Annotated in this window: 26 protein-coding genes; 6 read left to right on the forward strand and 20 right to left on the reverse strand. The window is 46.3% G+C overall.

Annotated elements, in window-relative coordinates; all coding sequences use genetic code 11:
- The first annotated feature begins 89 nt into the window (after positions 1–89).
- Entirely contained in the window at positions 90–452 is a 363-nt protein-coding gene (locus D3795_RS08610) for a PadR family transcriptional regulator (RefSeq protein ID WP_156267936.1), read from the forward strand.
- The gene (locus D3795_RS08615) at positions 433–1,791 is read left to right on the forward strand and encodes a permease prefix domain 1-containing protein (protein ID WP_216648950.1); all 1,359 of its coding nucleotides are present in this window, start codon (positions 433–435) and stop codon (positions 1,789–1,791) included. The genes D3795_RS08610 and D3795_RS08615 overlap by 20 nt, the downstream gene beginning before the upstream one ends.
- Before the next feature lie 8 nt (positions 1,792–1,799).
- Here D3795_RS08615 and D3795_RS08620 read toward each other — a convergent pair whose 3' ends face one another.
- The 20 genes from D3795_RS08620 to D3795_RS08715 all read right to left on the reverse strand — a co-directional run bounded on the left by D3795_RS08620 (position 1,800) and on the right by D3795_RS08715 (position 20,480).
- A complete protein-coding gene (locus D3795_RS08620) occupies positions 1,800–2,723 on the reverse strand; it encodes a cation diffusion facilitator family transporter (protein ID WP_156267938.1) in 924 nt (307 codons plus the stop codon).
- Positions 2,724–2,733: 10 nt separating this feature from the next.
- Entirely contained in the window at positions 2,734–2,982 is a 249-nt protein-coding gene (locus D3795_RS08625) for a hypothetical protein (protein ID WP_156267940.1), read from the reverse strand.
- 39 nt (positions 2,983–3,021) lie between these two features.
- Positions 3,022–3,507: a DUF2165 family protein gene (locus tag D3795_RS08630; protein ID WP_156267942.1), complete on the reverse strand. Its 486-nt coding sequence runs from the start codon at positions 3,505–3,507 to the stop codon at positions 3,022–3,024.
- Positions 3,508–3,626: 119 nt separating this feature from the next.
- Complete coding sequence (gene glmS, locus D3795_RS08635) at positions 3,627–5,459, reverse strand: glutamine--fructose-6-phosphate transaminase (isomerizing) (protein WP_156267944.1); 1,833 nt, start codon at positions 5,457–5,459, stop codon at positions 3,627–3,629.
- Between the two features lie 5 nt (positions 5,460–5,464).
- Complete coding sequence (gene glmU / locus D3795_RS08640; protein WP_156267946.1) at positions 5,465–6,829, reverse strand: bifunctional UDP-N-acetylglucosamine diphosphorylase/glucosamine-1-phosphate N-acetyltransferase GlmU; 1,365 nt, start codon at positions 6,827–6,829, stop codon at positions 5,465–5,467.
- A gap of 134 nt (positions 6,830–6,963) precedes the next feature.
- Positions 6,964–7,380 (reverse strand): F0F1 ATP synthase subunit epsilon, encoded by a 417-nt coding sequence (locus D3795_RS08645; protein ID WP_156267948.1) that lies wholly within the window; start codon positions 7,378–7,380, stop codon positions 6,964–6,966.
- A 17-nt stretch (positions 7,381–7,397) separates the two neighbouring features.
- On the reverse strand, positions 7,398–8,783 hold the full coding sequence (gene atpD / locus D3795_RS08650) for a F0F1 ATP synthase subunit beta (protein WP_055439921.1): 1,386 nt from the start codon (positions 8,781–8,783) through the stop codon (positions 7,398–7,400).
- Positions 8,784–8,822: 39 nt separating this feature from the next.
- On the reverse strand, positions 8,823–9,689 hold the full coding sequence (gene atpG / locus D3795_RS08655) for a F0F1 ATP synthase subunit gamma (protein WP_156267950.1): 867 nt from the start codon (positions 9,687–9,689) through the stop codon (positions 8,823–8,825).
- A gap of 57 nt (positions 9,690–9,746) precedes the next feature.
- Positions 9,747–11,288 (reverse strand): F0F1 ATP synthase subunit alpha, encoded by a 1,542-nt coding sequence (gene atpA, locus D3795_RS08660; RefSeq protein WP_156267952.1) that lies wholly within the window; start codon positions 11,286–11,288, stop codon positions 9,747–9,749.
- A 14-nt stretch (positions 11,289–11,302) separates the two neighbouring features.
- Positions 11,303–11,836 carry a F0F1 ATP synthase subunit delta gene (atpH, locus tag D3795_RS08665; protein ID WP_156267954.1) on the reverse strand — a complete coding sequence of 178 codons (534 nt, stop codon included), beginning with the start codon at positions 11,834–11,836 and terminating at the stop codon, positions 11,303–11,305.
- A gap of 18 nt (positions 11,837–11,854) precedes the next feature.
- The gene (gene atpF / locus D3795_RS08670; RefSeq protein WP_092858139.1) at positions 11,855–12,325 is read right to left on the reverse strand and encodes a F0F1 ATP synthase subunit B; all 471 of its coding nucleotides are present in this window, start codon (positions 12,323–12,325) and stop codon (positions 11,855–11,857) included.
- Between the two features lie 47 nt (positions 12,326–12,372).
- Complete coding sequence (gene atpE, locus D3795_RS08675; RefSeq protein ID WP_055439916.1) at positions 12,373–12,606, reverse strand: F0F1 ATP synthase subunit C; 234 nt, start codon at positions 12,604–12,606, stop codon at positions 12,373–12,375.
- Between the two features lie 59 nt (positions 12,607–12,665).
- Entirely contained in the window at positions 12,666–13,523 is an 858-nt protein-coding gene (atpB, locus tag D3795_RS08680) for a F0F1 ATP synthase subunit A (protein ID WP_092858137.1), read from the reverse strand.
- A 16-nt stretch (positions 13,524–13,539) separates the two neighbouring features.
- Complete coding sequence (locus D3795_RS08685; protein WP_156267956.1) at positions 13,540–13,935, reverse strand: ATP synthase subunit I; 396 nt, start codon at positions 13,933–13,935, stop codon at positions 13,540–13,542.
- Positions 13,936–14,008: 73 nt separating this feature from the next.
- Positions 14,009–14,911 carry a ParB/RepB/Spo0J family partition protein gene (locus tag D3795_RS08690; RefSeq protein WP_156267958.1) on the reverse strand — a complete coding sequence of 301 codons (903 nt, stop codon included), beginning with the start codon at positions 14,909–14,911 and terminating at the stop codon, positions 14,009–14,011.
- 14 nt (positions 14,912–14,925) lie between these two features.
- Positions 14,926–15,723 carry a ParA family protein gene (locus D3795_RS08695; protein WP_156267960.1) on the reverse strand — a complete coding sequence of 266 codons (798 nt, stop codon included), beginning with the start codon at positions 15,721–15,723 and terminating at the stop codon, positions 14,926–14,928.
- A gap of 4 nt (positions 15,724–15,727) precedes the next feature.
- Positions 15,728–16,348, reverse strand: a complete 621-nt coding sequence (gene rsmG / locus D3795_RS08700) for a 16S rRNA (guanine(527)-N(7))-methyltransferase RsmG (RefSeq protein ID WP_156267962.1) — start codon at positions 16,346–16,348, stop codon at positions 15,728–15,730.
- Between the two features lie 3 nt (positions 16,349–16,351).
- Positions 16,352–18,253: a tRNA uridine-5-carboxymethylaminomethyl(34) synthesis enzyme MnmG gene (gene mnmG / locus D3795_RS08705; protein ID WP_156267964.1), complete on the reverse strand. Its 1,902-nt coding sequence runs from the start codon at positions 18,251–18,253 to the stop codon at positions 16,352–16,354.
- A 362-nt stretch (positions 18,254–18,615) separates the two neighbouring features.
- The gene (locus D3795_RS08710; RefSeq protein WP_156267966.1) at positions 18,616–19,065 is read right to left on the reverse strand and encodes a flavodoxin domain-containing protein; all 450 of its coding nucleotides are present in this window, start codon (positions 19,063–19,065) and stop codon (positions 18,616–18,618) included.
- A gap of 11 nt (positions 19,066–19,076) precedes the next feature.
- Positions 19,077–20,480 (reverse strand): sensor domain-containing diguanylate cyclase, encoded by a 1,404-nt coding sequence (locus D3795_RS08715; RefSeq protein ID WP_156267968.1) that lies wholly within the window; start codon positions 20,478–20,480, stop codon positions 19,077–19,079.
- A 200-nt stretch (positions 20,481–20,680) separates the two neighbouring features.
- On the opposite strand from D3795_RS08715, the gene D3795_RS08720 reads away from it, so the two are divergent.
- The 4 genes from D3795_RS08720 to D3795_RS08735 are packed head-to-tail and all read left to right on the forward strand — an operon-like array spanning position 20,681 to position 25,197.
- Complete coding sequence (locus D3795_RS08720) at positions 20,681–23,146, forward strand: M1 family metallopeptidase (protein ID WP_156267970.1); 2,466 nt, start codon at positions 20,681–20,683, stop codon at positions 23,144–23,146.
- Between the two features lie 6 nt (positions 23,147–23,152).
- Positions 23,153–23,650 (forward strand): DUF6702 family protein, encoded by a 498-nt coding sequence (locus D3795_RS08725; protein ID WP_156267972.1) that lies wholly within the window; start codon positions 23,153–23,155, stop codon positions 23,648–23,650.
- Between the two features lie 15 nt (positions 23,651–23,665).
- Complete coding sequence (locus tag D3795_RS08730) at positions 23,666–24,127, forward strand: hypothetical protein (RefSeq protein WP_156267974.1); 462 nt, start codon at positions 23,666–23,668, stop codon at positions 24,125–24,127.
- Positions 24,124–25,197, forward strand: a complete 1,074-nt coding sequence (locus D3795_RS08735) for a PQQ-dependent sugar dehydrogenase (RefSeq protein ID WP_156267976.1) — start codon at positions 24,124–24,126, stop codon at positions 25,195–25,197. Before D3795_RS08730 ends, D3795_RS08735 begins: the two co-directional genes overlap by 4 nt.
- The last annotated feature ends 4 nt before the right edge of the window (positions 25,198–25,201 follow it).

The raw sequence follows: 25,201 nt of genomic DNA on the forward strand, positions 1-25,201 counted from the left end.
AGGAGTTTGAAATAAATAAACTTGCATACCTAGCAGATCTAGGTATAAGCTTTATACCTAACAGTTCTAGGTATAACTGGATATTTTATATGAACCTCTCAAAAGATCTCATGGCGGCCTCTTCCACACCCATCGTTTTGGGCGTTATTGCTGAAGGCGAAACCTATGGCTATGAAATTGTAAAACGCGTTGAAGAGCTCTCAGGTGGTGCCCTTCAGTGGACTGACGGCATGTTGTACCCGTTACTTCATCGACTCGAAAAACAAGGCTATTTAGGCTCCCGCTGGCTGGTCGGTGACTCCAATAGAAAGCGCAAATACTACGCTATTACCGACGAGGGTATTGCCGCTTTGAATGAACAACGCCAGCAATGGCAAGTAATTAACAATGCGCTCAACCAAATTTGGCGCGATATGACACGGAGCGATGACCATGATGTCCAATTCGTCTAATCAACCCTTTGAACTTGAGCAAAACATTGCGCAGTGGCGCGAATTTGTCCTTCGGCGTGCCGCTATTCTTGAAGAAGATGCTGATGAACTCGAAAGCCATTTGCGCGACCAAATTGACGCGTTATTAGAGCGCGGGTTGCACGCCGATGAAGCGTTCCTTGTCGCCACTAAACGCATTGGTAATCTTGAGGCCGTATCGAAAGAGTATGCTGAAGTGCATGCGGGGAGACTGTGGCGCAATATTGTTTGGGGCACTGATAAACCGTCATGGAACACCGACTTTTATCTTGCCTTACTGCTGGCGTGTTGCGCGGCGGTGCTATTTCACTTGCCCAAACTGTTTGGAGTCACGCCCGAAACCCACGAATGGGTATTTGCACGCAATTTCACCTTGTTCTGCTTGCCTATGCTCGGCGCTTATTACGTGGTGAAGCATCAACTTGGGCAACGCGGCTGGTACTGGTTAGTTGGTGCTTCTCTGGGAATTGCTACGGTGATAAATTTGATGCCCTGGCAAGCCGAGTCGGCAACACAATCGCTAAGTCTAATTCATCTCCCCCTATTACTCTGGTTTCTAGTTGGCGTTCTCTACACCGGCAACTGGTGGCAAACCGATGGGCGACGCATGGACTTTGTTCGCTACTCGGGTGAATACGCTATTTATTTTGTATTGCTAGCGCTGGGTGGTATGACGTTAATCGTCTTAACGAATGGCATGTTTTGGTTGATTGGCATGAACATCGAGTGGTTTACGCATCAATGGCTACTACCTAGTGGTGTTATGGGAGCCGTGATTATTGTCGGCTGGTTAGTTGAAGCAAAACAGGGCGCGGTTGAGAATATGGCACCTGTACTGGCTCGCATTTTCACACCTTTATTCACCTTATTGATGCTGACGTTTTTAGTGATCATGTTCGTCACCGGGCGCAGTTTTGATGTTGAACGAGAGCTTTTAATTGGTCTTGATGCGCTGTTGATTGTGGTGTTGGGCTTGGTCTTGTACGCGGTGTCGTCTCGCGAATCAAACAAAGCACCTAGCATTTTTGATCGCCTACAATGGCTGCTCATTGTGTCGGCATTATTGGTTGATGTGTTGGCATTAGTCGCTATCGGTGGCCGCATTGCCGACATGGGCTTTACCGCCAACCGTACCGCAGCAATGGGCGAAAACCTCATATTATTGGTTAGTTTAAGCGGTTACGCTTGGTTGTACTGGCGGTTTATACGCGGCCAACGTTCATTTGCTCTACTGGAGCAATGGCAAACTCGGTTCATTCCCGTGTACGCCATTTGGGCTGCAATTGTCGTGTTTCTATTCCCACTGGTGTTTGGGTTCTAGCGGCAGAATTAATGATCGTGGTCATGGTCGTGATGGTGATGGTGATGAACACTCCCATCACGACAAATTTCACCAGGCAGTTCCAGTTCAATGGTGGTGTGACTCAACTGAAACGGCAGCAGGGCTTTGTCTATGGCGTCTTTCAAATAGCGGCGTTGCTCACTTTCAATATCTTCATCAAGCACCAAATGTGCGGTTAATACGTGATGTTCACCGTCAAGCGACCAAAAATGAAGGTGATGCACGTCTACCACATTCGGTAATTGCTTCAAGGTTGCGGTGACGGTTTCCACCGTGCCATTGTCCGGCGCGGCTTGGAAAAATAAGCGGGCGGTTTCGTGCAAGTTGCGAATCACGTTAAACAAAATGAACACCGTGAAGGCAATGGAAAGCAGCGGATCGAGAATCGGCCAATCCACAAATAATAGCACGATGCCGACAATCAGCACCGCAACCCAGCCCAGCACATCTTCCATTAAGTGCCAGTTGATCACACGTTCATTTAAGCTTTTACCTTTCGACAGTTTAAACGCGGCAAAGCCATTTACCGCAATGCCGAGAACTGCTAATGCAATCATGCCATCAGCCATAGGCATTTGTGGGTTCCACAGGCGTGGAATTGCTTCAACTAAGACCCAAGTCGAGCCAATAATTAGCACCACCGCGTTAATAAAGGCGCCCGCCAAACTCAACCGGCGATACCCATAGGTAAACTGATTATTCGCGCGCTTACGGCCTAATTTGTTGAGTATCCACGCCATACCCAGTGATAAGCTATCGCCCAAATCATGTACCGCATCTGCCAAAATAGCCGTACTGTTGGTTAGCACACCACCAACAAATTCAATAATGGTGAAACAAAAGTTAAGCAAAAACGCCCAACCAAGACGTTCCGATGCCATATCTTTGCTGTGATCGTGATGGTGTCCCATAGTTTTTCCGTTAGCGCTTCATCATGAGTGTTTTTAGCATGTCATCACCGGTATCGGTGTTCAATGTAATTAGCGACCAAACAGCTGATAGAACGAGAATAACCGTGTGCGTAATCCAACTATCGAAATTAATATCAACTACAAAGCTAATAAGCCACGCGCCCAAATAGGTGAGGCCAATACTTGGCACGCAGAAAATGGCGAAGGCTACCGAAACAATCACGGTAGCCAGTACAACGTTGAGTAATTTTTTTAGCATGAATAAACTTTAAGTATTAAGGTTTTGAAGGCCAGAATACTATGTATCTGGGTTGTTGACTATCAACCAAACAAACACGCAGCTCGCGAAATACTGAAAGGCACCCGTTAACGACATGCCTCCAGCTTGGGTTTGCCACATTTGCATGAGCGCGCCGCCGAATACACCAAAATAACCAAACCAAACGACAATGCCAACGCCTGCACCGTAGAGTGCGAACGCTTTGCGCTGATTAAATTCTTTTGCTGCCGCCTTACGAGCTTGCCACATTTGCCAACAGCCAATAAATAACAACAACGCCGCAATTAATTCGCTCGTGATAATGACAACCACTGCCGTCCATACGACCGATGGCGCTGTTATTGCAGGAAAAATTGAGTGTGGATATACGCTATGGTCAGCGAGAGAGAGTACGTACGCTATGGCAGCATAGCATGCTTCTATATTGGCAATATTTTGTAGCGCATAGAGCAGAGCCATAAGCCCAAGGAGTAAAACGAAAATACATTTAAAGGTGCGGATCATGAGATGCTCTCCGATACGTTGGGATTATTCCCGCCCCAAAGTATAGACACCTTTGAAAATTATGAACGCCGCGCAATAAAAAGGGCTCCGAAGAGCCCTTTCATTTTTGAATCGTGTGATTATTCAACCGTAACCGATTTTGCCAAGTTGCGCGGCTGATCCACGTCGGTGCCTTTGATGATGGCAACGAAGTAGGAGAGCAACTGAAGCGGAATGGTATATACAATTGGTGCAATTAGTTCGTCACAGTGCGTGACGTTGATGACGCGCATGCTGTCGTCGCCCTTGAAGTGGGCGTCTTTGTCGGCAAACACATACATGATGCCGCCACGAGCACGAACTTCTTCAACATTTGATTTAAGCTTCTCAAGCAATTCGTCGTTTGGTGCCACCACAATCACCGGCATATCAGCGTCAATGAGTGCCAATGGGCCGTGCTTCAATTCACCAGCTGCATATGCTTCCGCGTGAATATAAGAAATTTCTTTAAGTTTTAACGCACCTTCCATCGCAATGGGGTATTGCGTGCCACGGCCTAAGAACAAGCTATGGAACTTGTCCGCAAACTCAGGCGCTAAGGCTTCAATGCGGTCACTTAACAATAACGCTTCTTCGAGCTTAGCTGGCAACGTTTTCAGCGATTTCAACACAGCTTCTTGTTGCGAAGCTGGCATACCGCGGAACTGACCTATGGCCAAGGTTAACATCAACAGCCCGACTAACTGGGTGGTGAATGCTTTGGTTGATGCCACGCCAATCTCGGTGCCGGCACGCGTCATATACGCTAAGTCTGATTCGCGCACCATTGATGAGGTACTGACGTTACAAATGGTCAGGCTGCCTTTGTAGCCTAACTCTTTGCTTAATCGCAGTGCCGCCAAGGTGTCCGCGGTTTCGCCAGACTGTGAAATGGTGACCAACAAGCTATTGGGATGCACGTGCGATTGGCGATAACGAAATTCAGAGGCAATTTCAACGTTACATGACACGCCCGCCATAGATTCGAGCCAATAGCGCGCGACCATGCCCGCATGGTACGACGTACCACACGCCACAATTTGGACGTGCTCGATGTCTTTTAACAGCTCTAATGAGCCATTGCCGAACACATCGTCTGCTACATGACCATCAACAATACGGCCTTCTATAGCGTTGCGCACTGCGCTTGGCTGCTCATGAATTTCTTTGAGCATAAAGTGACGATACTCACCTTTACCACCAGCGTCATAGTTACCGTCTGATTCGTGAATTTCGCGTTCAACACGTTCGCCCTTAGCGTCATAAACCTTCACTTCGGTGCGGTTAATGTCAGCCATGTCGCCTTCTTCGAGGTACATGAACTTTCGTGTTACGGGTAACAATGCGAGTTGGTCTGAGGCGACAAAGTTCTCGCCAATACCTAAACCAACTACCAACGGGCTACCCGAGCGAGCAACGACCAAACGACCAGGTTCACGGCAATCCATCACGACGGTACCGTAGGCGCCTTCAAGTTGTCGCACGGTGGCTTGCACAGCTTCAAATAAATCATCGTGGGTTTTACGTTCGTGATGCACTAAGTGACAAATCACTTCGGTGTCGGTATCTGAGGCAAAGGTATAGCCTAAGCCTTTTAACTGCTCACGTAATTTATCGTGGTTTTCGATAATGCCGTTATGCACAACGGCAATGCAGTCTTCTGAAATATGCGGGTGAGCGTTTGCTTCGGTAACGCCGCCATGGGTTGCCCAACGGGTATGTGCGATACCAGTTGTGCCCGATAGTGGGTGCTCACCAACGGCATCTTTTAATGCCTGAACTTTACCAGTGCGGCGAACGCTCTCGATTACGCCTTGTTCGTTTAATACAGCCAAACCCGCAGAATCGTAACCGCGGTATTCAAGACGCTTTAAACCTTCAATGAGAATTTCGCTAATACGGCGCTCTGAAGTTGCGCCAACAATTCCACACATATCGCTTATCCTTTTTTCACTGGACGTTGCCAGCCACTAATATTCCGTTGTTTACCGCGCGCAACCGCTAGCTCTTCGTCTTCGACACTTTTGGTCACCGTTGACCCAGCGCCTACCGTTGCGTTTTTGCCAACGCGAACCGGTGCAACTAATGAGCTATTTGAGCCGATAAATGCGCCATCATCAATCTCGGTCACAAATTTATTTACACCGTCGTAATTACAGGTGATAGTGCCCGCGCCTATGTTCACGCCAGCACCAATTTGTGCGTCACCAAGGTAGGTGAGGTGGCTCGCTTTTGAGCCTTTACCCATGCGCGTTTTCTTAATTTCGACAAAGTTGCCAACTTGCACACCTTCGGCTAAGTCAGCACCTGGGCGTAAACGCGCAAACGGGCCAATGGCACAGTTCTCAGCTAACACAGCGTCTTCAATGACACTATTGGCTTTCACGCGTGAACCGGCGCCAATTTTACAATTACGCAGTACACAGTTGCTTTCGATAACGACGCCTTCACCAAGTTCCACTCGGCCTTCAAAAATAACATTCACGTCAACCACAACGTCGTTGGCAATGATCACTTCACCGCGCACATCCACACGCGCTGGGTCCATCAATGTAGCGCCGTCTAACATGAGCTGTTCTGCTTGACGAGCTTGATAGGCACGCTCTAGTCCAGCTAGTTGCACGCGATTATTCGCACCTTCAACTTCGCTAATCGCTTGTGGCTGCGCCGTTGCAATGGTCACACCTTCGTCGGCTGCCATCGCCACAATATCGGTGAGATAGTATTCGCCTTGGGCGTTGTTGTTCGACAGATTGCTTAGCCAGCGTTTCAACGCAGCGCTGTTTACGGCCATCATGCCAGTGTTCACTTCGGTAATGGCTAATTGCTCTGAATTTGCGTCTTTTTGCTCAACAATACCTACGACAGCGCCATTCACATCGCGCACAATACGCCCATAACCGCTAGGATCAGGCAAGGTTACTGTCAACAACGCCAATTCGGTATTGGCCGCTGCGTCTAGTAAAACGCGTAGCGTTTCTGTACGCGTAAGCGGAACGTCGCCGTATAAAATCAATACCGTTTCATTATCATCCAAATACGGCACGACTTGTTGCACAGCGTGGCCAGTACCTAATTGTTCGGCTTGCTCAACAAAATTCAATTGCTGCCCAGCAAGTTTATCCATTAATACATCGCCACCATGGCCATAAATAACGTGCACATGCGCAGGTGTTAAGGTGCGCGCGATATCAATCACGTGTTGAACCATCGGTTTATGGGCAACCGGATGCAGCACTTTCGGCAATGCCGAACGCATACGTGTGCCTTTACCTGCGGCGAGTACAACAACACTCAGAGACATGAATCCTTCCGTTTCTGTATTCAAAAAAGTTAATGGGCTATTTTAATGCTGTTTACAACAAATTAACAGGCGAAAAAAAGACCCGCAAACCGAGATTTACGGGTCTTTTCATTTTCTTAAAGCTGGCGTGCTGATTATTTACGCAATTTGCGAATAACCTGCAACTGAGCCATCGCTCGAGCCAGTTCTGCTGCCGCTTCTGCGTAGCTTAAGTCAGAACTTTGATCTGCAATTGCTTCTTCAGCGTGTTTCTTGGCTTCAAGAGCTTTTTGTTCATCAAGCTCTTCACCACGAATGGCCGTATCAGCAAGGACCGAGACGTTATGCGGCTGCACTTCAAGCACACCACCAGCAACGTAGATGATTTCTTCTTCGCCACCTTCTTTCACCACACGAACCATACCTGGCTTAATCGTGGTTAAAAGCGGGGCGTGACCTGGGTGAATACCCAGCTCACCTTCGCTACCGGTCACTTGCAGGGTCTCAACGGCACCAGAGAACAAACGTTCTTCGGCGCTGACCACATCAAGCTGTACAGTTTTAGCTGCCATTTAAACCTCCCGGTTTATTACATTTTCTTGGCTTTTTCGACCGCTTCTTCGATGCTACCAACCATGTAGAACGCTTGTTCTGGAAGGTCGTCGTAGTCACCGTTTAAGATGCCTTTAAAGCCAGCGATGGTATCTTTCAACGATACATATTTACCTGGTGAGCCGGTGAATACTTCAGCAACGAAGAATGGCTGTGACAGGAAACGCTGAATTTTACGCGCACGAGCTACGGTCATCTTGTCTTCTTCAGACAATTCGTCCATACCCAAGATTGCGATGATATCTTTCAGCTCTTTGTAACGCTGTAATACTGACTGAACGCCACGCGCCGTGTCGTAGTGTTCTTTACCGATTACCAATGGGTCCAACTGACGTGAAGTTGAATCCAACGGGTCAACCGCAGGGTAGATACCCAATGACGCGATGTCACGTGACAGTACAACGGTCGCATCTAAGTGAGCGAACGTGGTTGCTGGTGACGGGTCGGTCAAGTCATCCGCAGGTACGTAAACGGCCTGGATTGACGTGATTGAACCAGTTTTGGTTGAGGTAATACGTTCTTGAAGTACACCCATCTCTTCTGCAAGAGTTGGCTGGTAACCTACCGCAGAAGGCATACGACCTAACAATGCTGATACTTCCGTACCGGCTAGGGTATAACGGTAGATGTTATCTACGAAGAACAGAACGTCACGACCTTCGTCACGGAACTTCTCTGCCATAGTCAAACCGGTTAACGCAACGCGCAAACGGTTACCTGGAGGCTCGTTCATCTGACCGTAGACCAATGCTACTTTGTCGAGTACGTTTGAATCTTTCATTTCGTGATAGAAGTCATTACCCTCACGCGTACGCTCACCAACACCTGCGAATACTGAGTAGCCGCTGTGCTCGATAGCGATGTTACGGATAAGCTCCATCATGTTTACGGTTTTACCTACACCCGCACCACCGAACAGACCAACTTTACCACCCTTAGCGAACGGACAAATCAAGTCGATTACCTTGATGCCTGTCTCTAACAGCTCAGTTGCACTTGACTGTTCTTCGTACGACGGTGCAGCACGGTGAATAGACATACGCTCTTCTTCACCGATATCACCCGCTTCATCAATTGGCTCGCCCAATACGTTCATGATACGACCGAGGGTTTGTTTACCCACTGGTACCATGATTGGCTCGCCGGTGTTTTGAACGGTAATTCCACGACGCAGACCGTCAGTAGTACCAAGTGCGATACCACGCACGATACCACCGCCTAACTGCTGCTGAACTTCCAGGGTCAGACCCTTGAGGTCACCGTCGGTCACCTGCAGCGCGTCGTATACCTTTGGCACGTCTGTTTGTGGAAATTCGATATCCACAACCGCGCCAATAATTTGCACGACCTTACCTTGACTCATGACATTTCCTCTAACTCTAAAATTCTTGCAAGCTTCGCCTTAAACCGCTTCGGCGCCCGATACAATTTCCGAAATTTCCTGCGTGATCGCTGCTTGGCGTGCTTTGTTGTACACCAATTGCAGTTGATCGATGAGGTCTTCGGCGTTGTCGGTAGCGGCTTTCATTGCCACCATCCGCGCTGCCTGTTCACTAGCGATGTTGTCCACTACGCCCTGATACACAGTCGCTTCAACATAACGACGGATCAGTAATTCTAAAATTGGCTGTGGATTCGGCTCATACAAGTAGTCCCAGCTACCTGATTGAACTTCGTCACGAGACTCAGCTTTTGGCAACGGTAGCAATTGCGCTATCGTTGGTTCTTGCTTCATGGTGTTCACAAACTTGTTATACACCACAAACAGGCGGTCGATTTTGCCTTCATCAAAGGCATCCAACATTACCTGTACAGTCCCGAGCACATCATTCACGCTTGGCTTATCACCAAGACCTGATTTTTGCGCCAGTAAACGGCCTCCAAAGCGTTTAAAGAAACCCGTAGCCTTGTTACCAATTGCTGCGAAATCAACTTCTACGCCACTGTCTTTGTTTGCTTTAGCATGCTTAACCACCGCTTTAAATTCATTGGTGTTTAAGCCGCCACACAAACCACGGTCAGTTGAAATCACAATGTAACCAACTCGTTTCACATCACGCTCTTCTAAGTACGGATGCTTATATTCTAAGTTGGCATGGGCAACATGGCCGATCACCTTGCGAATGCTGTCCGCATACGGACGGCTTGAAGCCATACGTTCCTGCGCCTTTTTCATTTTAGACGCAGCAACCATCTCCATTGCACTGGTGATCTTCTGAGTATTGTTAATACTCCCGATCTTGGTTTTTATCTCTTTACCGCCGGCCATGATATTCTCCTGTTAACTCAACGACTTGTGGCCACACATTGTGTAGCCACGCTCCGCTTACCAAGACTGCGTTTTCTTGAAGGCTTTAAGGCCTTCGTGCAGCTTCGCTTCGATGTCGTCGTTATAGTTGCCAGTTTTATCAATATCAGCCATCAGTTCAGCGTGCTCGCTACGCATGTACGAAATTAACGCACCTTCGAAGTCGAGGATTTTGTCTTTCTCTACGTCTTTCAGGTAACCCTTTTCTGCAGAGAAGATAGACACTGCCATTTCAGCCACGCTCATTGGCTTATATTGGTTTTGCTTCATCAGTTCAGTAACACGCTGACCGTGCTCAAGCTGTGCACGCGTTGCTTCGTCTAAGTCTGAAGCGAACTGCGCGAACGCTGCCAATTCACGATACTGTGCTAATGCTAAACGGATACCACCACCAAGTTTCTTAATGATCTTGGTTTGTGCTGCACCACCGACACGCGATACCGAGATACCAGCGTTAACAGCTGGACGGATACCGGCGTTGAACAAGTCAGTTTCTAAGAAGATCTGACCGTCGGTGATTGAAATCACGTTGGTTGGTACGAACGCTGATACGTCACCCGCTTGGGTTTCGATAATCGGAAGCGCTGTTAATGAACCGGTTTGACCTTTCACTTCACCGTTGGTGTACTTTTCAACGTAGTCAGCGTTTACACGCGCTGCACGCTCAAGTAGACGTGAGTGAAGATAGAAAACGTCACCTGGGTATGCTTCACGACCTGGCGGACGACGTAGCAACAATGAGATTTGACGATAAGCAACCGCTTGCTTCGACAAGTCATCGTATACGATTAGTGCGTCTTCACCGCGGTCACGGAAGTATTCACCCATGGTACAACCTGAGTAGGCTGCCAAGTATTGCAACGCTGCTGATTCAGAAGCAGATGCTGCAACAACAATGGTGTTTTCCAATGCGCCGTGTTCTTCAAGCTTGCGTACCACGTTCGCGATAGTCGATGCTTTCTGACCAATAGCGACGTAAACACACTTAATGCCTGAGTTTTTCTGGTTGATGATGGCATCGATTGCCAAGGCCGTTTTACCGGTTTGACGGTCACCGATGATCAACTCACGCTGACCACGACCTACTGGAATCATAGCATCGATTGATTTGTAACCAGTTTGTACTGGTTGATCAACTGATTGACGCTCGATTACACCTGGTGCGATTTTTTCAACTGGCTCAAAGCCGTCCGCTTCAATCGGACCTTTACCGTCAATTGGTTCACCCAAGGTGTTAACTACGCGGCCTAACAAGGCACGACCAACCGGAACTTCTAAGATACGGCCAGTAGATTTAACTTTTACGCCTTCTTGCAAATCAGCGTATGGACCCATAACAACGGCACCAACGGTGTCGCGCTCAAGGTTCAATGCGATTGCGTAACGATTGCCAGGAAGCTCAACCATCTCACCTTGCATACAGTCTGCAAGGCCGTGAATGCGAATAATACCGTCGGTTACAGATACGATGGTACCTTCGTTACGAGCTTCACTGACCACTTCGAACTGTTCAATTCGTTTTTTGATCAGCTCTGCGATTTCATTTGAATTCAGTTGCATGCTCAAGTCCCCAATTAGGATTGCAGTGCGTGTGCAAGTCGATCTAACTTGCCGCGCACCGTGCCGTCGATTACCGTATCACCAGCTTTAATGTATAAGCCACTGACAATTGCTGCATCGACAGTGCAATTCAGCTTAACTTTGCGTGAAAAACGTTGTTCTAACGTTTTCGCTAGATTGTCCTGCTGTTTCTTCGTCAATTTCACCGCTGACGTCACATCGACTGCGATTTCTTTTTCGTAGTCGGCGCGCAGTTCAGCAAACAACGCAACCACAGCAGATAAAGCTTTCAAACGGCCATTTTCGGCCATAACGCGAACAAAATTCTGGGCTTTTTCGTCCAGTTGCTCACCACATACGTTGATGAAAACTTCAACTTTCTTTTCTAGCGTTTCGGCGCTGCTCAAAAACGTAGCCATGGTGCCGTCATTTGCTACCGCAGCAGCAAAGGCCAACATTTCGTGCCATTTTTCGATAGCGCCGTTCTCTACTGCAAAATCAAAAGCTGCTTTTGCATAGGGGCGAGCAACCGTAGTCAATTCTGACATTTGCACAAACCCCTTTGGTTAGAGTTCAGCGACCAGTTTTTCAACGATGTCACTGTGAGCGTCTTTATCAATTTCACGCTCGATGATTTTGCTTGCACCGGCAACAGCTAATACAGCTACTTGCTTGCGCAATTCTTCGCGTAAGCGATTGCGTTCCGCTTCAACTTCAGCGTGACCAGCAGCGATAATTGCTTCGCGCTCAGTCTCACCACGTTGCTTGCCTTCTTCAACCGTTTGCTCAGCGCGTTTCTTCGCTTGAGCAATGATTTCAGCAGCTTGCGCTTTCGCTTCTTTCAGTTCGTCAGCAATCTTTGCCTGAGCAAGCTCTAAGTCTTTTTCGGCACGTTCGCCGGCTGCAAGACCATCAGCAATTTTCTTCTGACGAGCTTCAATCGCATTATTTAGCGGAGGCCATACGAACTTCATACAAAACAGTACGAAGACGATGAACGCGATTAATTCTCCGATCAGGGTCATGTTTATATTCATTAACCCCCCCTCCTATAAGTTCTATCGTTCGAAAGTTGAATGGCTTATTAAGCAGCGAACAATAAGAACATGGCGATACCAACACCGATCATAGCAACGGCGTCGATAAGACCAGCTAGGATGAACATTTTAACTTGCAAAGATGGCGCTAATTCTGGCTGACGTGCACACGCTTCCAAGAATTTACCACCCATGTTACCGAAGCCAAGACCAGTACCGATAGCACCGAAACCGATCAATAAAGCTACAGCGATGTATTTAAGACCTAATGCTAGTTCCATTGTTTTCTCCAATATTTCAAAGGTTAATGTTAAAAAGTAAAACTAAATAAAAACAAAAATTAATGGCTTTCTGAGCTGGCCATGCTTAAGTAAACAATGGTCAGCATCATGAATACGAACGCCTGCAGCACGATAACCAGAATGTGGAATACCGCCCATACAAAGTGCAGTGGCAACTGGAATAGGCCAATGGCACCAATCAAAATGAAGATCATTTCACCAGCGTACAAGTTACCAAATAGACGCAACGCCAATGAAAACGGCTTCGCAACCAATGCAATAAGCTCAAGCAATAAGTTAAATGGAATTAACAGTGCCTGAACAACTGGGTTGCTTGCGCTAAACGGGTGTAACGTTAATTCTTTTATGAAGCCCATCACGCCTTTAATGCGGATTGAGTAGCCAATCATTAATAAGAATACGCCGATAGCCAAACCTGCAGTCATGTTTAAGTCGGTAGTTGGTACAATCTTCATGTAGACATCATGCGAGTCCATACCGAAGAACGTTGCGCCAACCCAACCAGCAAATGCAGGTAGGAAGTCAACTGGAATCAAATCCATCAGGTTCATCAAGAAAACCCAGACGAAAATGGTTAAAGCGAGTGGAGCAATAAGTTTGCTCTTACCATGGAAGGTGTCGCGGACGTTAGTTGCGACAAGTTCAATGATCATCTCGATAAAGCACTGCATTTTGCCCGGTACACCGGTATGCGCTTTTTTCGCCGCTGAGCGGAAGATCATCAAAAACAGGATACCGAGTCCGATTGACCAAGCGAGGGTATCAATGTGCCATGTCCAAAAACCGGCTTCACTACACGCTTTGTTAAAGGCAATACCATTTTCGGTAGAGCACATTTTAGCGTTAGTTAAGTGGTGCTGGATATGGCTTTGGAGCGTTAACTCTTCTGCAGCCATGTTGTTTCCCACAATTTTAAGTTGATTTTAAAAATAAAATTGGTGCTAGCCATTGCACTACAAGAGCCGCGATGTAACCGCTCAAAACCGCACTAAACGGGAGCGTGGTAAACACCAGCAGGCCTATGAGCAAGACCACAGCGAAGCTAATTTTCAAAGCTTCGCCAGCAAAAAAGTTACTGACGATTTGTTTCGCCGCACGGGCGCCGCCTTGTGAAAAAGCGCGCCACGCAAAAAGTGCTGTTGGAATAATCACGGCTATTCCGCCGCCAACAACACCCCAAAAATATGTATATCCAGCAATCGGTTGTACGAGGGAAAACACACAGGCCAGCAAAAATATAGTGCCGACTTGGGCGCGAATTAACTTCGCTGCAAGCTGTTTTCCGGTTGCTGTCAGAGTTTGTTTCACGGGCTAAAAACCTCGGTTAAAAGCCCGCGATAGTATAAAGATTTGGCGTTGAATTGCAAACAAATTGGGATGGTTAGCTATCGTGTTCAAGCTGGAAGTGGGTAAGTATGCCATCAAGCTCATCTAAGCTGCTGTAATTAATGACAACTTTACCTTTTCCTTTGCGTCCATGGTTAATTGCAACACTCGCACCAAGGCGCTCACTTAAGCTCTTTTCTAGGCGTTGAATATCGGCGTCAGGCTGTGCTTTTGCTGGCTTTTCTTTCGCTGGCTCTAGTGCCAATCGAACTAGTTTCTCAGCTTCACGAACTGTCATACCTTTGGCGGCGATTAAACGTGCAATTTCAGCCTGCGTTTCGCCCTCTAATGCAAGTAATAATTTGGCATGGCCTAGTTCAATATCGCCGCGCTCAAGTAACGTTTTGGTTTCTTGCTGCAAATTATTCAAACGTAGCAAGTTCGTCACCGTTGCCCGCGATTTACCGACGGCGTCAGCGACTTCTTGGTGCGTTAATTGAAACTCAGTCAACAAGCGTTGTAATGCCGTTGCTTCTTCCATGGCATTAAGATCTTCACGCTGAATGTTCTCAATTAACGCGATAGCTACCGCCGCTTCATCAGGAACCGGCTTAATCAAACAGGGGACTTCTTGCAAGCGTGCCATTTGGGCAGCACGCCAACGACGCTCACCGGCAATGATCTCGAACTTTTCATGCGCGACTTCACGCACCACAATCGGTTGAATAATACCTTGTGCCTTAATGGAGGCAGCAAGATCTTCCAGCGCCTCAGGCGTCATGTCTTTACGAGGCTGGTATTTACCTGGTTGTAACCACTCAATCGGTAATTTTTGTAATTCACCTTTGGTGTAATCGACTTCAGGCACACCGTCATGTTGCTCTTTGTCGCGAGCGGTTTTACTGGTCGTTAATAACGCGTCGAGACCGCGTCCAAGTCCTCGTTTTTTTGCAGACATAAAGCGTATTTTCCTTAAGCTTCAGCCGCTGCTTCGGCCTTTTTTTGTTGTTCAGCACGGCGTATCAGTTCGCCGGCAAGTGCCAAATAGGCTTTCGCGCCCGCTGACGATTTATCGTAATACATTGCAGGTGAGCCAAAACTTGGGGCTTCTGCTAAGCGCACATTGCGTGGAATGACCGTGCGATAGACTTTTTCGCCAAAGTGATTCTTTAACTGCTCCGATACATCGTTGGCGAGTCTGTTGCGCGGATCATACATAGTACGCAGAATTCCTTCGATTGTTAAGCGCGGGTTTACCGCTTCGGCTAAACGCTCAATGGTGTCCATTAACGCAGTGAGTCCCTCTAGTGCAAAGTATTCACACTGCATCGGCACCAGCACGGAATCTGCTGCAGCCATGGCGTTCACGGTCAGCATGCTCAGTGAAGGCGGGCAATCGATAAAAATAAAATCGTATTGATCAACGACCGGCTTAAGCGCCGTTGCTAGCCGTTGTTCACGGGCGAACTCTTCCATTAATTTGATATCGGCAGCAGTGGTATCACCATTGGCAGCAATGAGATGATATTTACCGTTAGTTTCACGAATGATGACGTCTTGCGCTGGCTTTTGCTCAACCAAGAGTTCATAGGCGGTATTTTCAACGTCATATTTATCAACGCCGCTACCCATGGTTGCATTGCCTTGCGGATCAAGATCAATGAGTAAAACTTTTCGGCGTGTCGCTGCCATTGACGCAGCTAAGTTCACCGCCGTGGTGGTTTTGCCCACGCCACCTTTTTGGTTGGCAATTGCAATAATTCTGCCCACAGGACTAACCTCTCGTTGTTATTATGACCAAATGGCGTTCGCCATCGGCGTCGGGAACCTGTAATCGAATAATATCTTCAACATGAAACTGCGACGGTAGTTGTTCTAATTCAGCCGCCGGGTAGACGCCTTTTAAGGCATAAAACTTACCCTGTTCATTTGGTAAGTGTTCACACCAACTCAGCATATCATCAAGCGAGGCAAACGCTCTACTTATCACACCATCAAATTTTAGGTCAGGTTGATAGTCTTCTACGCGACTTTGCACAGCCGTTACATTCTTAAGGCCTAATTCGTGGCAAACCTGACGAATAAATCGAATACGCTTACCTAAACTATCAAGTAAAACAAACTCTTTGTCTGGCGCTGTTATCGCTAACGGTAAACCTGGCAGACCAGGACCAGTGCCCACGTCAATGAATCGCTGCCCCTGCAAATGTGGGAGTATCACCAAGCTATCCATGATGTGGCGACTGAGCATTTGCTGCGGATCACGCACCGAGGTTAAGTTATAGGCTTTATTCCATTTATGCAGTAACTCAACCAGCTTTACCAATTGTTGTTGCTGCAGTTCAGTAATATCTAACGCTGTTTGTGCGAGTAATTGTTGTAATTGTGACAGCATGGTTTAGGCGCTTTTACGCAACAGTCCTTGTTTTTTTAAGTGTACCAGCAACATCGAAATAGCTGCCGGTGTTATACCTGAAATACGTGACGCTTTGCCTACCGTTTCAGGTTGATGTTGATTCAGCTTCGCAACTACTTCGTTCGACAAACCTTTGATGGTGGCGTAATCGAAGTTATGCGGCAACTGGGTATTCTCGTGGCGCAACTGCTTTGCTATTTCATCTTGCTGACGCGCAATGTAGCCTGCGTACTTGGTTTGAATTTCAACTTGTTCCGCCGCTTTCTCATCGGTCAAGCCCGGTCCAATATTTTCAATTTTCATTAAATCAGCATACGTGATTTCTGGACGACGCAATAATTCTTCACCATTCACTTCACGAGTGATTGGCGTTTTTACCAATTCATTCACTTGCGCCACAGCGGCATGATCTTTGTGGATCCAAGTAGTTCGCAAACGCTGTTGCTCTTGCTCGATAGCTTCCATCTTGGTGTTGAATGCGGCCCAACGCGCATCATCGACTAAACCAAGCTGACGACCGGTTTCGGTTAAGCGCATATCAGCATTATCTTCACGCAACAACAAACGATATTCAGCACGTGATGTAAACATGCGATACGGTTCTTTGGTTCCTAGCGTACTCAGATCATCAATCAATACGCCCATATAAGATTGATCGCGACGCGGCGCCCAACCATCTTTATCTTGCACTTGTAACGCTGCGTTGGTACCCGCAACCAGACCTTGCGCACCAGCTTCTTCATAGCCTGTAGTACCGTTAATTTGGCCGGCAAAAAACAAACCATGAATGTGCTTGGTTTCAAGCGTTTGTTTTAAATCACGCGGATCAAAGTAGTCGTACTCAATGGCGTAACCAGGACGGGTAATATGCGCGTTTTCAAAGCCTTTGATTGAACGAACCAGAGCGACTTGTACATCAAACGGTAAACTCGTTGAAATACCATTTGGATAGAGTTCGTTGGTATTTAAACCTTCTGGTTCCACGAAAATTTGGTGCGCATCTTTGTCACTAAAGCGCATGACTTTGTCTTCAATGGATGGGCAATAACGTGGCCCAACGCCTTCAATAACACCTGAGTACATTGGTGAACGATCGAGGCCGCCATGAATAATTTCATGGGTGCGTAAATTGGTGTGCGTGATGTAACAGGAGATTTGCTGAGGGTGATCAGCTTGCGATCCCATAAACGAAAATACCGGTGTTGGTGTATCACCGGGTTGTTCTTGCATCACACTAAAATCAACTGTTTTGGCATCAATACGCGGTGGCGTACCGGTTTTTAAGCGATCAACGCGTAATGGCAACTCACGTAACCGTTTAGCGAGATTATTTGCTGGAGGATCGCCAGCGCGGCCACCTTGATAGTTGTTTAAACCAATATGAATTTGTCCACCCAAGAACGTACCAACGGTTAGAACAACGGTTTTCGCAGAAAACTTTAAGTCCATTTGGGTGACAACACCAACCACGCGATCGTTTTCAACGATCAGATCATCACAAGCTTGTTGAAACAAACTTAGGTTGGGTTGGTTTTCTAACATGTGTCGAATAGCTGCTTTGTACAAAGCACGATCGGCTTGAGCTCGTGTGGCACGCACTGCTGGGCCTTTTGATGAATTCAATGTACGAAATTGAATACCGGCTAAATCTGCTGCGTGTGCCATCGCACCGCCAAGCGCATCAATTTCTTTAACGAGATGGCCTTTACCAATTCCACCAATAGCTGGGTTACACGACATTTGACCTAATGTGTCAATGTTGTGCGTCAGTAACAGCGTGTTGCAGCCCATACGAGCTGAGGCTAACGCTGCTTCTGTGCCTGCGTGTCCACCACCAATGACGATAACGTCATAATGCTGATGGTAAGAATTGGTGTTTGGCATACTATGCGATCCTAGAATTAAGTCTGCGTGAATGTAAAACGTAGCCGGTTATTTTAACCTGATTTAGCCAAGATCAAAACGGTTAAATTCTAGTCGTGAATGGGTAAAGGATCTAATTAATAAATTAAGATCTTTTTTTTTGATCTTTTATTTCTATTCTTATTAGCATTGAGATTTTTGTGGATAACCGATGCAACGCTTTATTTGGTAAGGATCACAATGATCGGTAAAGGTGTGATCAGATCATGATCCTTTCGGTGATCAAACGGTGGATAACCTAGTGAGTTATACACAGGTGAAGTTATTCACAGAATTATGCAGTGGATATAAACAGACTTTAATTGATCTTATACAACGACTATTCACAGTGATTGGATAAAAGATTGCAGCCATGTTGATGATTTTTCGTCCGGATCATCCTGTGACATATCAATTTCTAGGTGTGTGATCAGCCGTTTTGCACCTAATATGGCAAGCATAGCGTCACAATCACGACCGGCTGCACAGAACGTATCGTAACAGCTATCTCCAACGGCAATAACGCCAAAACGAAGCTCGGTCAGCTGTGGTTTATGAGTATGCAATTCTTCGGCAAATTCAAGCATGGAATCAGCGTAATCACCCGCACCATGGCTTGCCACGCAACATAACCATACCGATTGGTCAGTTAGATTTTCCATCAGATCAGAGTAATCAGGTTCGTAATGCAGGGTGGTGCTATAACCTGTATCTTGTAGTTGATTTGAAATTTGGTCGGCAAGGTATTCGGTATTGCCTGATGTTGTTGCAACAAGAATGTCGATGTTTTGCATAGTTGGCTCTCTTAACTGATGGCCACGACTTTGTTGCGACCCTCTAGTTTAGCTTGTTGTAAAGCGCGAGTAGCGCGCTCAACGGTTTGATCAATGGTTTCACCAAATTGTACTTGGGCAACACCAAAGCTGCCACGTATTGGTAAAATTAAATCGTCGATATGAAGTACTGGAAGTTTATGGCGAAGCTCGTTGGCGCGCTTCGAGGCTTCATCAATATCGGTGTTTGGTATAAATACGACAAACGTATCTTGTTCGCATCGGCATAAAATTTCGCTGTCACGAAGTTCGTTTTTGAGTATTTGTGCTGATTGTCGAAGTACTTCGTCACCTATCGCTTGGCCGTAGTCATCGTTTAGTTTTTTAAAGTGGTCGAGATTATACATCGCTATACAATGATTTTGATTGGGCCGCGATGATTTCACCACTTGTGTGACCAAGGTTTTAAATAACCATTTGGTAGGCAAATTGGTAAGTAAATCAAGCATACTTAATTCGGCAAGCTGATGATTGCGCTGCATGAGTGCTGGGATAGAAATAGCTAAGTATGACATTGCCGCCGTAATGTAGAGTGCAAATTGATAAGTGATTGCCTGATCAGAAACGTTAAATACACCGACACCGAAGGCCATTACAACCGTAATACAAACTAAGCTATTGGTTGCATACGATGTACGTTCAGTTAGAACTATCCAAAGCTGCGGAATGCTGACAAAAAATACGAAATAAGCTACTCCGCGATGGGTTATATAACTGTCAAGAATGAGAATTCCAATAACGGTTGCTACAGCGATACTCAATTTCAACAAAAACGGTTTTAAGTTTGAGCTTAGGCGTCGGTCGTGGGCATAAAATTCATCTAACCAAGTTAGCCGAGTATGAGAAAGCTTTGGCAGAATAAGACACATTAGTGGTGCAATGACCATCACGCCAACGAGATCGCCAAGCCACCAGGCGAACCAGCCTTCTTCTAGAATATGATCATAATTTTCCGTCGTAAATTCCCACACTAATAAGCCACAAATGGCAGCCATTAATGCGGAAATTGCATAGATAACTAGCAGCCCGATAATACGTTGCGGCAAGCCTTTTTGAATAAAATAGCTCAGCCAGTGGCGCGCAGCTAAGCCACCGAGACCATATGGAACCGTATGCGCCAAAGCGAAAAGTAAAGCTGAAGCCAAATGAGCGGGATCAAAGCCTTGTTCAAATTGTTCAATAAATCTGAAAGAAACAAAGAATACAGCTAAGAAAATAGGGAAAAATGCTCGTTTACCAAAGATTAAAAAGCCAGCGATAGATACGCCGGCAGGCATATACCAGAGGCTGATAAACTCCGCGAAAGCCATAATCGTTGAAGCATAAAATGTACTTATCCAAAAAATGAATAACAGCACATAGGCGCTTGTTTTCACGAAATTATTCCTCGAGTTTGTTCTTATGATCTAAAAACGTGAAAGATAACCTGATTGTTGCACTATTTTGAACGGGGTGACAAGGCTTACAAAATACAAGAAAGCGACAAACAACAGGATTTTACCTGTCAATGCAATGGAGCTAACAACGTGAAGTTGTTAAAGTAACGTGATGCGCGCCTCAAAATAGAGATAAAACAATGAAAAAATCACTGATCTTGATTGCGACAGGATTTGTCGCATCTATATCGTTTAGTTTTGCAGAAGCGTCCGCTGTCTCGCAAACCAAAGGCTCTTTCGTTGATAAATTTCGTCAGCTTGACGAAGTGTTACCAACACCTAACGTTTACCGCAATGCGGCGGGTGAGCCAGGAGAAAGTTACTGGCAGCAACAAGCCGATTACAACATTAAGGTTCGCCTTGATGAAGAAAAGCGTCGCATAGACGCACAGCAAACCATTCAATATCACAATAACTCGCCATATTCGTTGAAATATATTTGGGTACATTTAGATCAAAATATTTTCCGTTCTGACTCTATGGCCGAGCGAACGTCCACATTTAACAGTAAGCCTGATGTGAATTTGGGTGGAATTGATAAGCCGGCACGTATTTCGTTTAACGAATTACGCCGTCAGCAGTTCATGGCAGACAACGAGCTTGGTTTTAACATTAAACGTGTTGCCAACGGTAATGATGACCTCGAGTTTGTGATTGTTGGTACAAACATGCGGGTTGATTTGCCGACACCATTAAAACCAGGTCAAAAAACCGAACTGAATATCGATTTTGGCTTCAACATTGTTGAAGAAGACGCTGTAGGCGCTCGTTCGGGCTACGAGCATTTTGCAGATGACGCACGCGAAGGTGGTAATGATATCTTCTTGCTTGCGCAGTGGTTCCCTCGCGTTGTGGCGTTTACTGATTATGAAGCATGGACCAATAAAGAGTTCTTAGGTCGCGGTGAATTCACTTTAGAATTCGGTGATTACAGCGTTGAGATTGATGTGCCAGCTGATCATATTGTTTCTTCTACCGGCGTATTGAAGAACGAGCGTGCGGTTTTAACTCCAACGCAACGGAAGCGTCTAGAAGAAGCGAAGAAAGCGGATAAACCGGTATTTGTAGTCACCCCAGAAGAAGCGCTAGAAAACGAAAAAGAAGGCACTGATAAACGTAAAGTTTGGAAGTTTGAAGCGGAAAACGTCCGTGATTTTGCGTGGGCTTCATCGCGTAAGTTTATCTGGGATGCACAAGGTTATCAGCAGGGTGGCGACGTTCAGCCGTTAGTCATGGCGATGTCATTCTACCCGAAAGAAGGCGGTGAGCTTTGGGAAAAATACTCAACAGCGTCTGTCATTCACACCATGGAAGTATACTCGCGTTTCTCATTTGATTACCCGTACCCAACCTCGCAGTCAGTCAATGGCCCTGTCGGTGGTATGGAGTATCCAATGATCACGTTTAACGGGCCACGGACTATTTTACAGGATGATGGTAGCCGCACGTACAGCTTGTCAGAAAAGCGCTTCTTGATTGGCGTAGTTATTCATGAAATTGGGCATATTTATTTCCCAATGGTGGTTAACTCTGATGAACGCCAGTGGACTTGGATGGATGAGGGTTTGAATAGCTTCCTAGACGGTGTTGCTGGACGTGAGTGGGATCCGACAATGCCGTGGGGCGTTGAACCACGTTCAATTGTGGATTACATGAAGTCGACCAACCAAGTGCCAATTATGACGCAATCAGATAGCGTTTTAAATTTGGGACCAAATGCTTACACCAAGCCAGCTGCAGCGTTAAATATTCTTCGCGAAGTTATCTTGGGTCGTGAATTGTTCGATTTTGCATTCAAAGAATACGCGCAACGTTGGGCATTTAAACGACCAACGCCGTCAGATTTTTTCCGTACCATGGAAGAAGCTTCAGGCGTTGATCTCGATTGGTTCTGGCGTGGCTGGTTCTATTCAACCGATCATGTCGATATCAGTTTAGATCGTGTCTATCAGTTACAACTTGATACGGAAAATCCAGACATCGATTGGGAACGCCGTCGTCAAGAAGAAGCGGACAAGCCAACTTCATTGTTTGTTCAGCGTAACGAAGCAGAAGGCCGCAAGACTTGGGTTGAAAAGAACCCAGATATTCGCGATTTTCATGATGAAAACGATCGCTTTACAGTCACTAACAAGCAACGCAATGCGTATCAAAGCTTCCTAGAGAAACTTGAGCCATGGGAGCGTCGTGTATTTGACCGCGCCATTGCTGAAGACAAAAACTACTATGTTTTAGACTTCAATAATGTTGGTGGCTTGGTTATGCCTATCTTGTTGCAAATGACCTATGCCGATGGCACCAAAGAAGAGATGTATATTCCGGCTGAAATTTGGCGTCGTAATGCGAAATCGGTTAGCAAATTAATTGTTACTGATAAAGAAGTGACGGAATTTGCTGTTGATCCGAATTGGGAAACCGCGGATGTTGATATTGAAAATAACTACTATCCTCGTCGCATTATGAAGTCGCGCATTGAAGCGTATAAATGGCAGCGCACTACTGACCATGTTTCGCGTGACATCATGCAAGATGCGAAAACGAAACTGAAGTCAGAAGAAGACAAGTCGGACGATAAATCAGAAGACAAGTCGGAAGATAAGGAGTAATCAACAATGCGTCAGTTGTTTTTAGCATTGTTGAGTGTGATTGCAATCGGGTTGATGAGTGCTGCTAGCGCTCATCAACTCCACACTGCAAGCACGACGGTATTGTTTAATGAGCGTACTGGCAATATCGAAGTGTTGCATCGGTTTTTTCTGCACGATGCGGAGCATGCGGTAAAGCAATTATTTGATAAGAAAGCGGATATTCATCAACTGAAGCGTACACAGGCGCAATTTAGCGCTTATGTATTTGAGCGCTTTGGTTTACAAACGTTAGATGGCAAAACGCTTGAATTAAGCGAAGTTGGTTATGAAGTTGATGGTAATAACTTTTGGATCTATCAAGAAACACCGATTGTTGCTGATCTAGAAGGCTTACGGATTCGCCATAAAGCGTTGCACGATATTTGGCCAAGTCAGCAAAATTTGGTTAATGTTGAAGGTCTTGGACCCATTCAAAGCGTAACATTCCGGCAAAAAGACGAGTGGCTGGAAGTTCGCTTCTAAGTCAGGAGGCATGCCATGGTGCGCATGTTTATCGCTTTTCTATGTGCGGTAATTGGGGCTACTCTAGTCGGTACCGTCATTCAAACCCAATTTAATCTCGCTGAACTAACAGCCCTGTCGGTCGATATTGATATGTCGACACGCATGGCGACAATTCTTCATGATTTGCTTCATTTTGGACCCGTCTTTGCGCTCATTTTAACCCCAACATTATTGATTGCGTTCATTGTGGCGCGTGTTTTGAGTCATTTGATGCCTAAATTTGAACGCGCCTGGTTTATTATTGGCGGTGGTGTTGGCCTTGCTTGTGCGTTTTCTATTGTTGATAGCTTGGCACCGATGCCAACGTTAATTGCCGCGAATAGAACCCTACTTGGATTTTTGTTGATGAGTGCGACAGGCGCTTTTGCGGGTTGGATCTTTGATCGATTATGGCATCCACAACCACAAGAACTCGCCGAGGAGCTGCCACAATGAAACAATTCATTATCAGTTTATGCTTAGTTTTATCGACAACGTCTGCGGCTCTTGCGGGAACGGCACGTACAGAAGTTGTGGCCAATAACTTAAACTTTCCTTGGTCTGTTGCTGAGTTACCGGAAGGTGGTTTTTTGGTAACCGAACGCTCTGGACAACTCGTGTTTGTTAGCCAAACAGGTGATAAACATCACGTTGAAATTGACCTGCCTGACCTTTATGCAACAGCGCAAGCCGGATTGTTTGAAGTAATGCTAACTCCAGATTTCATGACCTCGCGAGAACTTGTTTTAAGTTATTCATGTGGCACTGAAAAAGCCAATAACACCTGTGTGATTCGAGCGAAACTTAGTCTTCAACCGCCTTACAGTCTTTTAGATACGCAGAATATTTTTACGGCACTCCCTAAAAAGGAAGGCGCAGCACACTACGGTGCTCGCATGACATGGTTGCCTGATGACACGTTGTTAATTGCGCTTGGTGATGGTTTCGTTTACCGCGAACAAGCGCAAAAACTCGATAACCACCTAGGTAAAATAGTACGTATTACGCGTAATGGTGAGGTGCCCGAAGACAATCCGTTCACCCATTCAAAAGCACCAGAAATATTCAGCTATGGCCATCGCAATGTGCAGGGACTTATTTATGATTCAGAGCGGGATGCCATTTGGCAACACGAACATGGGCCCAAAGGTGGTGATGAGTTAAATAAAATTGTAAAGGGTGGGAATTATGGTTGGCCGATTGCTACGTTTGGTATTGATTACACTGGTGCGAAGGTTTCACCATTTCGCGAACTACCAGGAATAAAACCACCGTTGTATCAATGGACGCCATCGTTGGCACCTGCCGGATTGGCGTTATATGAAGGCGACTTGCTGGTAACGCATTTGGCGGGTAAACGACTACAACGGTTGCGTCTGGTTGACGAACAATGGCAATTAGAAGGTGAGTACCTGCAAGATCTCAACGCGCGGTTACGTGCCGTTTATGTGGCACCGTCGGGTCGCATTTTGGTGCTCACCGATAGCGCTGAAGGACAACTCTTACAAGTTAGTTTTGAAGATTAAGGAA

It is taken from the genome of Pseudidiomarina andamanensis (assembly GCF_009734345.1).
In the GTDB taxonomy this organism is placed as follows: Bacteria; Pseudomonadota; Gammaproteobacteria; order Enterobacterales; family Alteromonadaceae; genus Pseudidiomarina; species Pseudidiomarina andamanensis.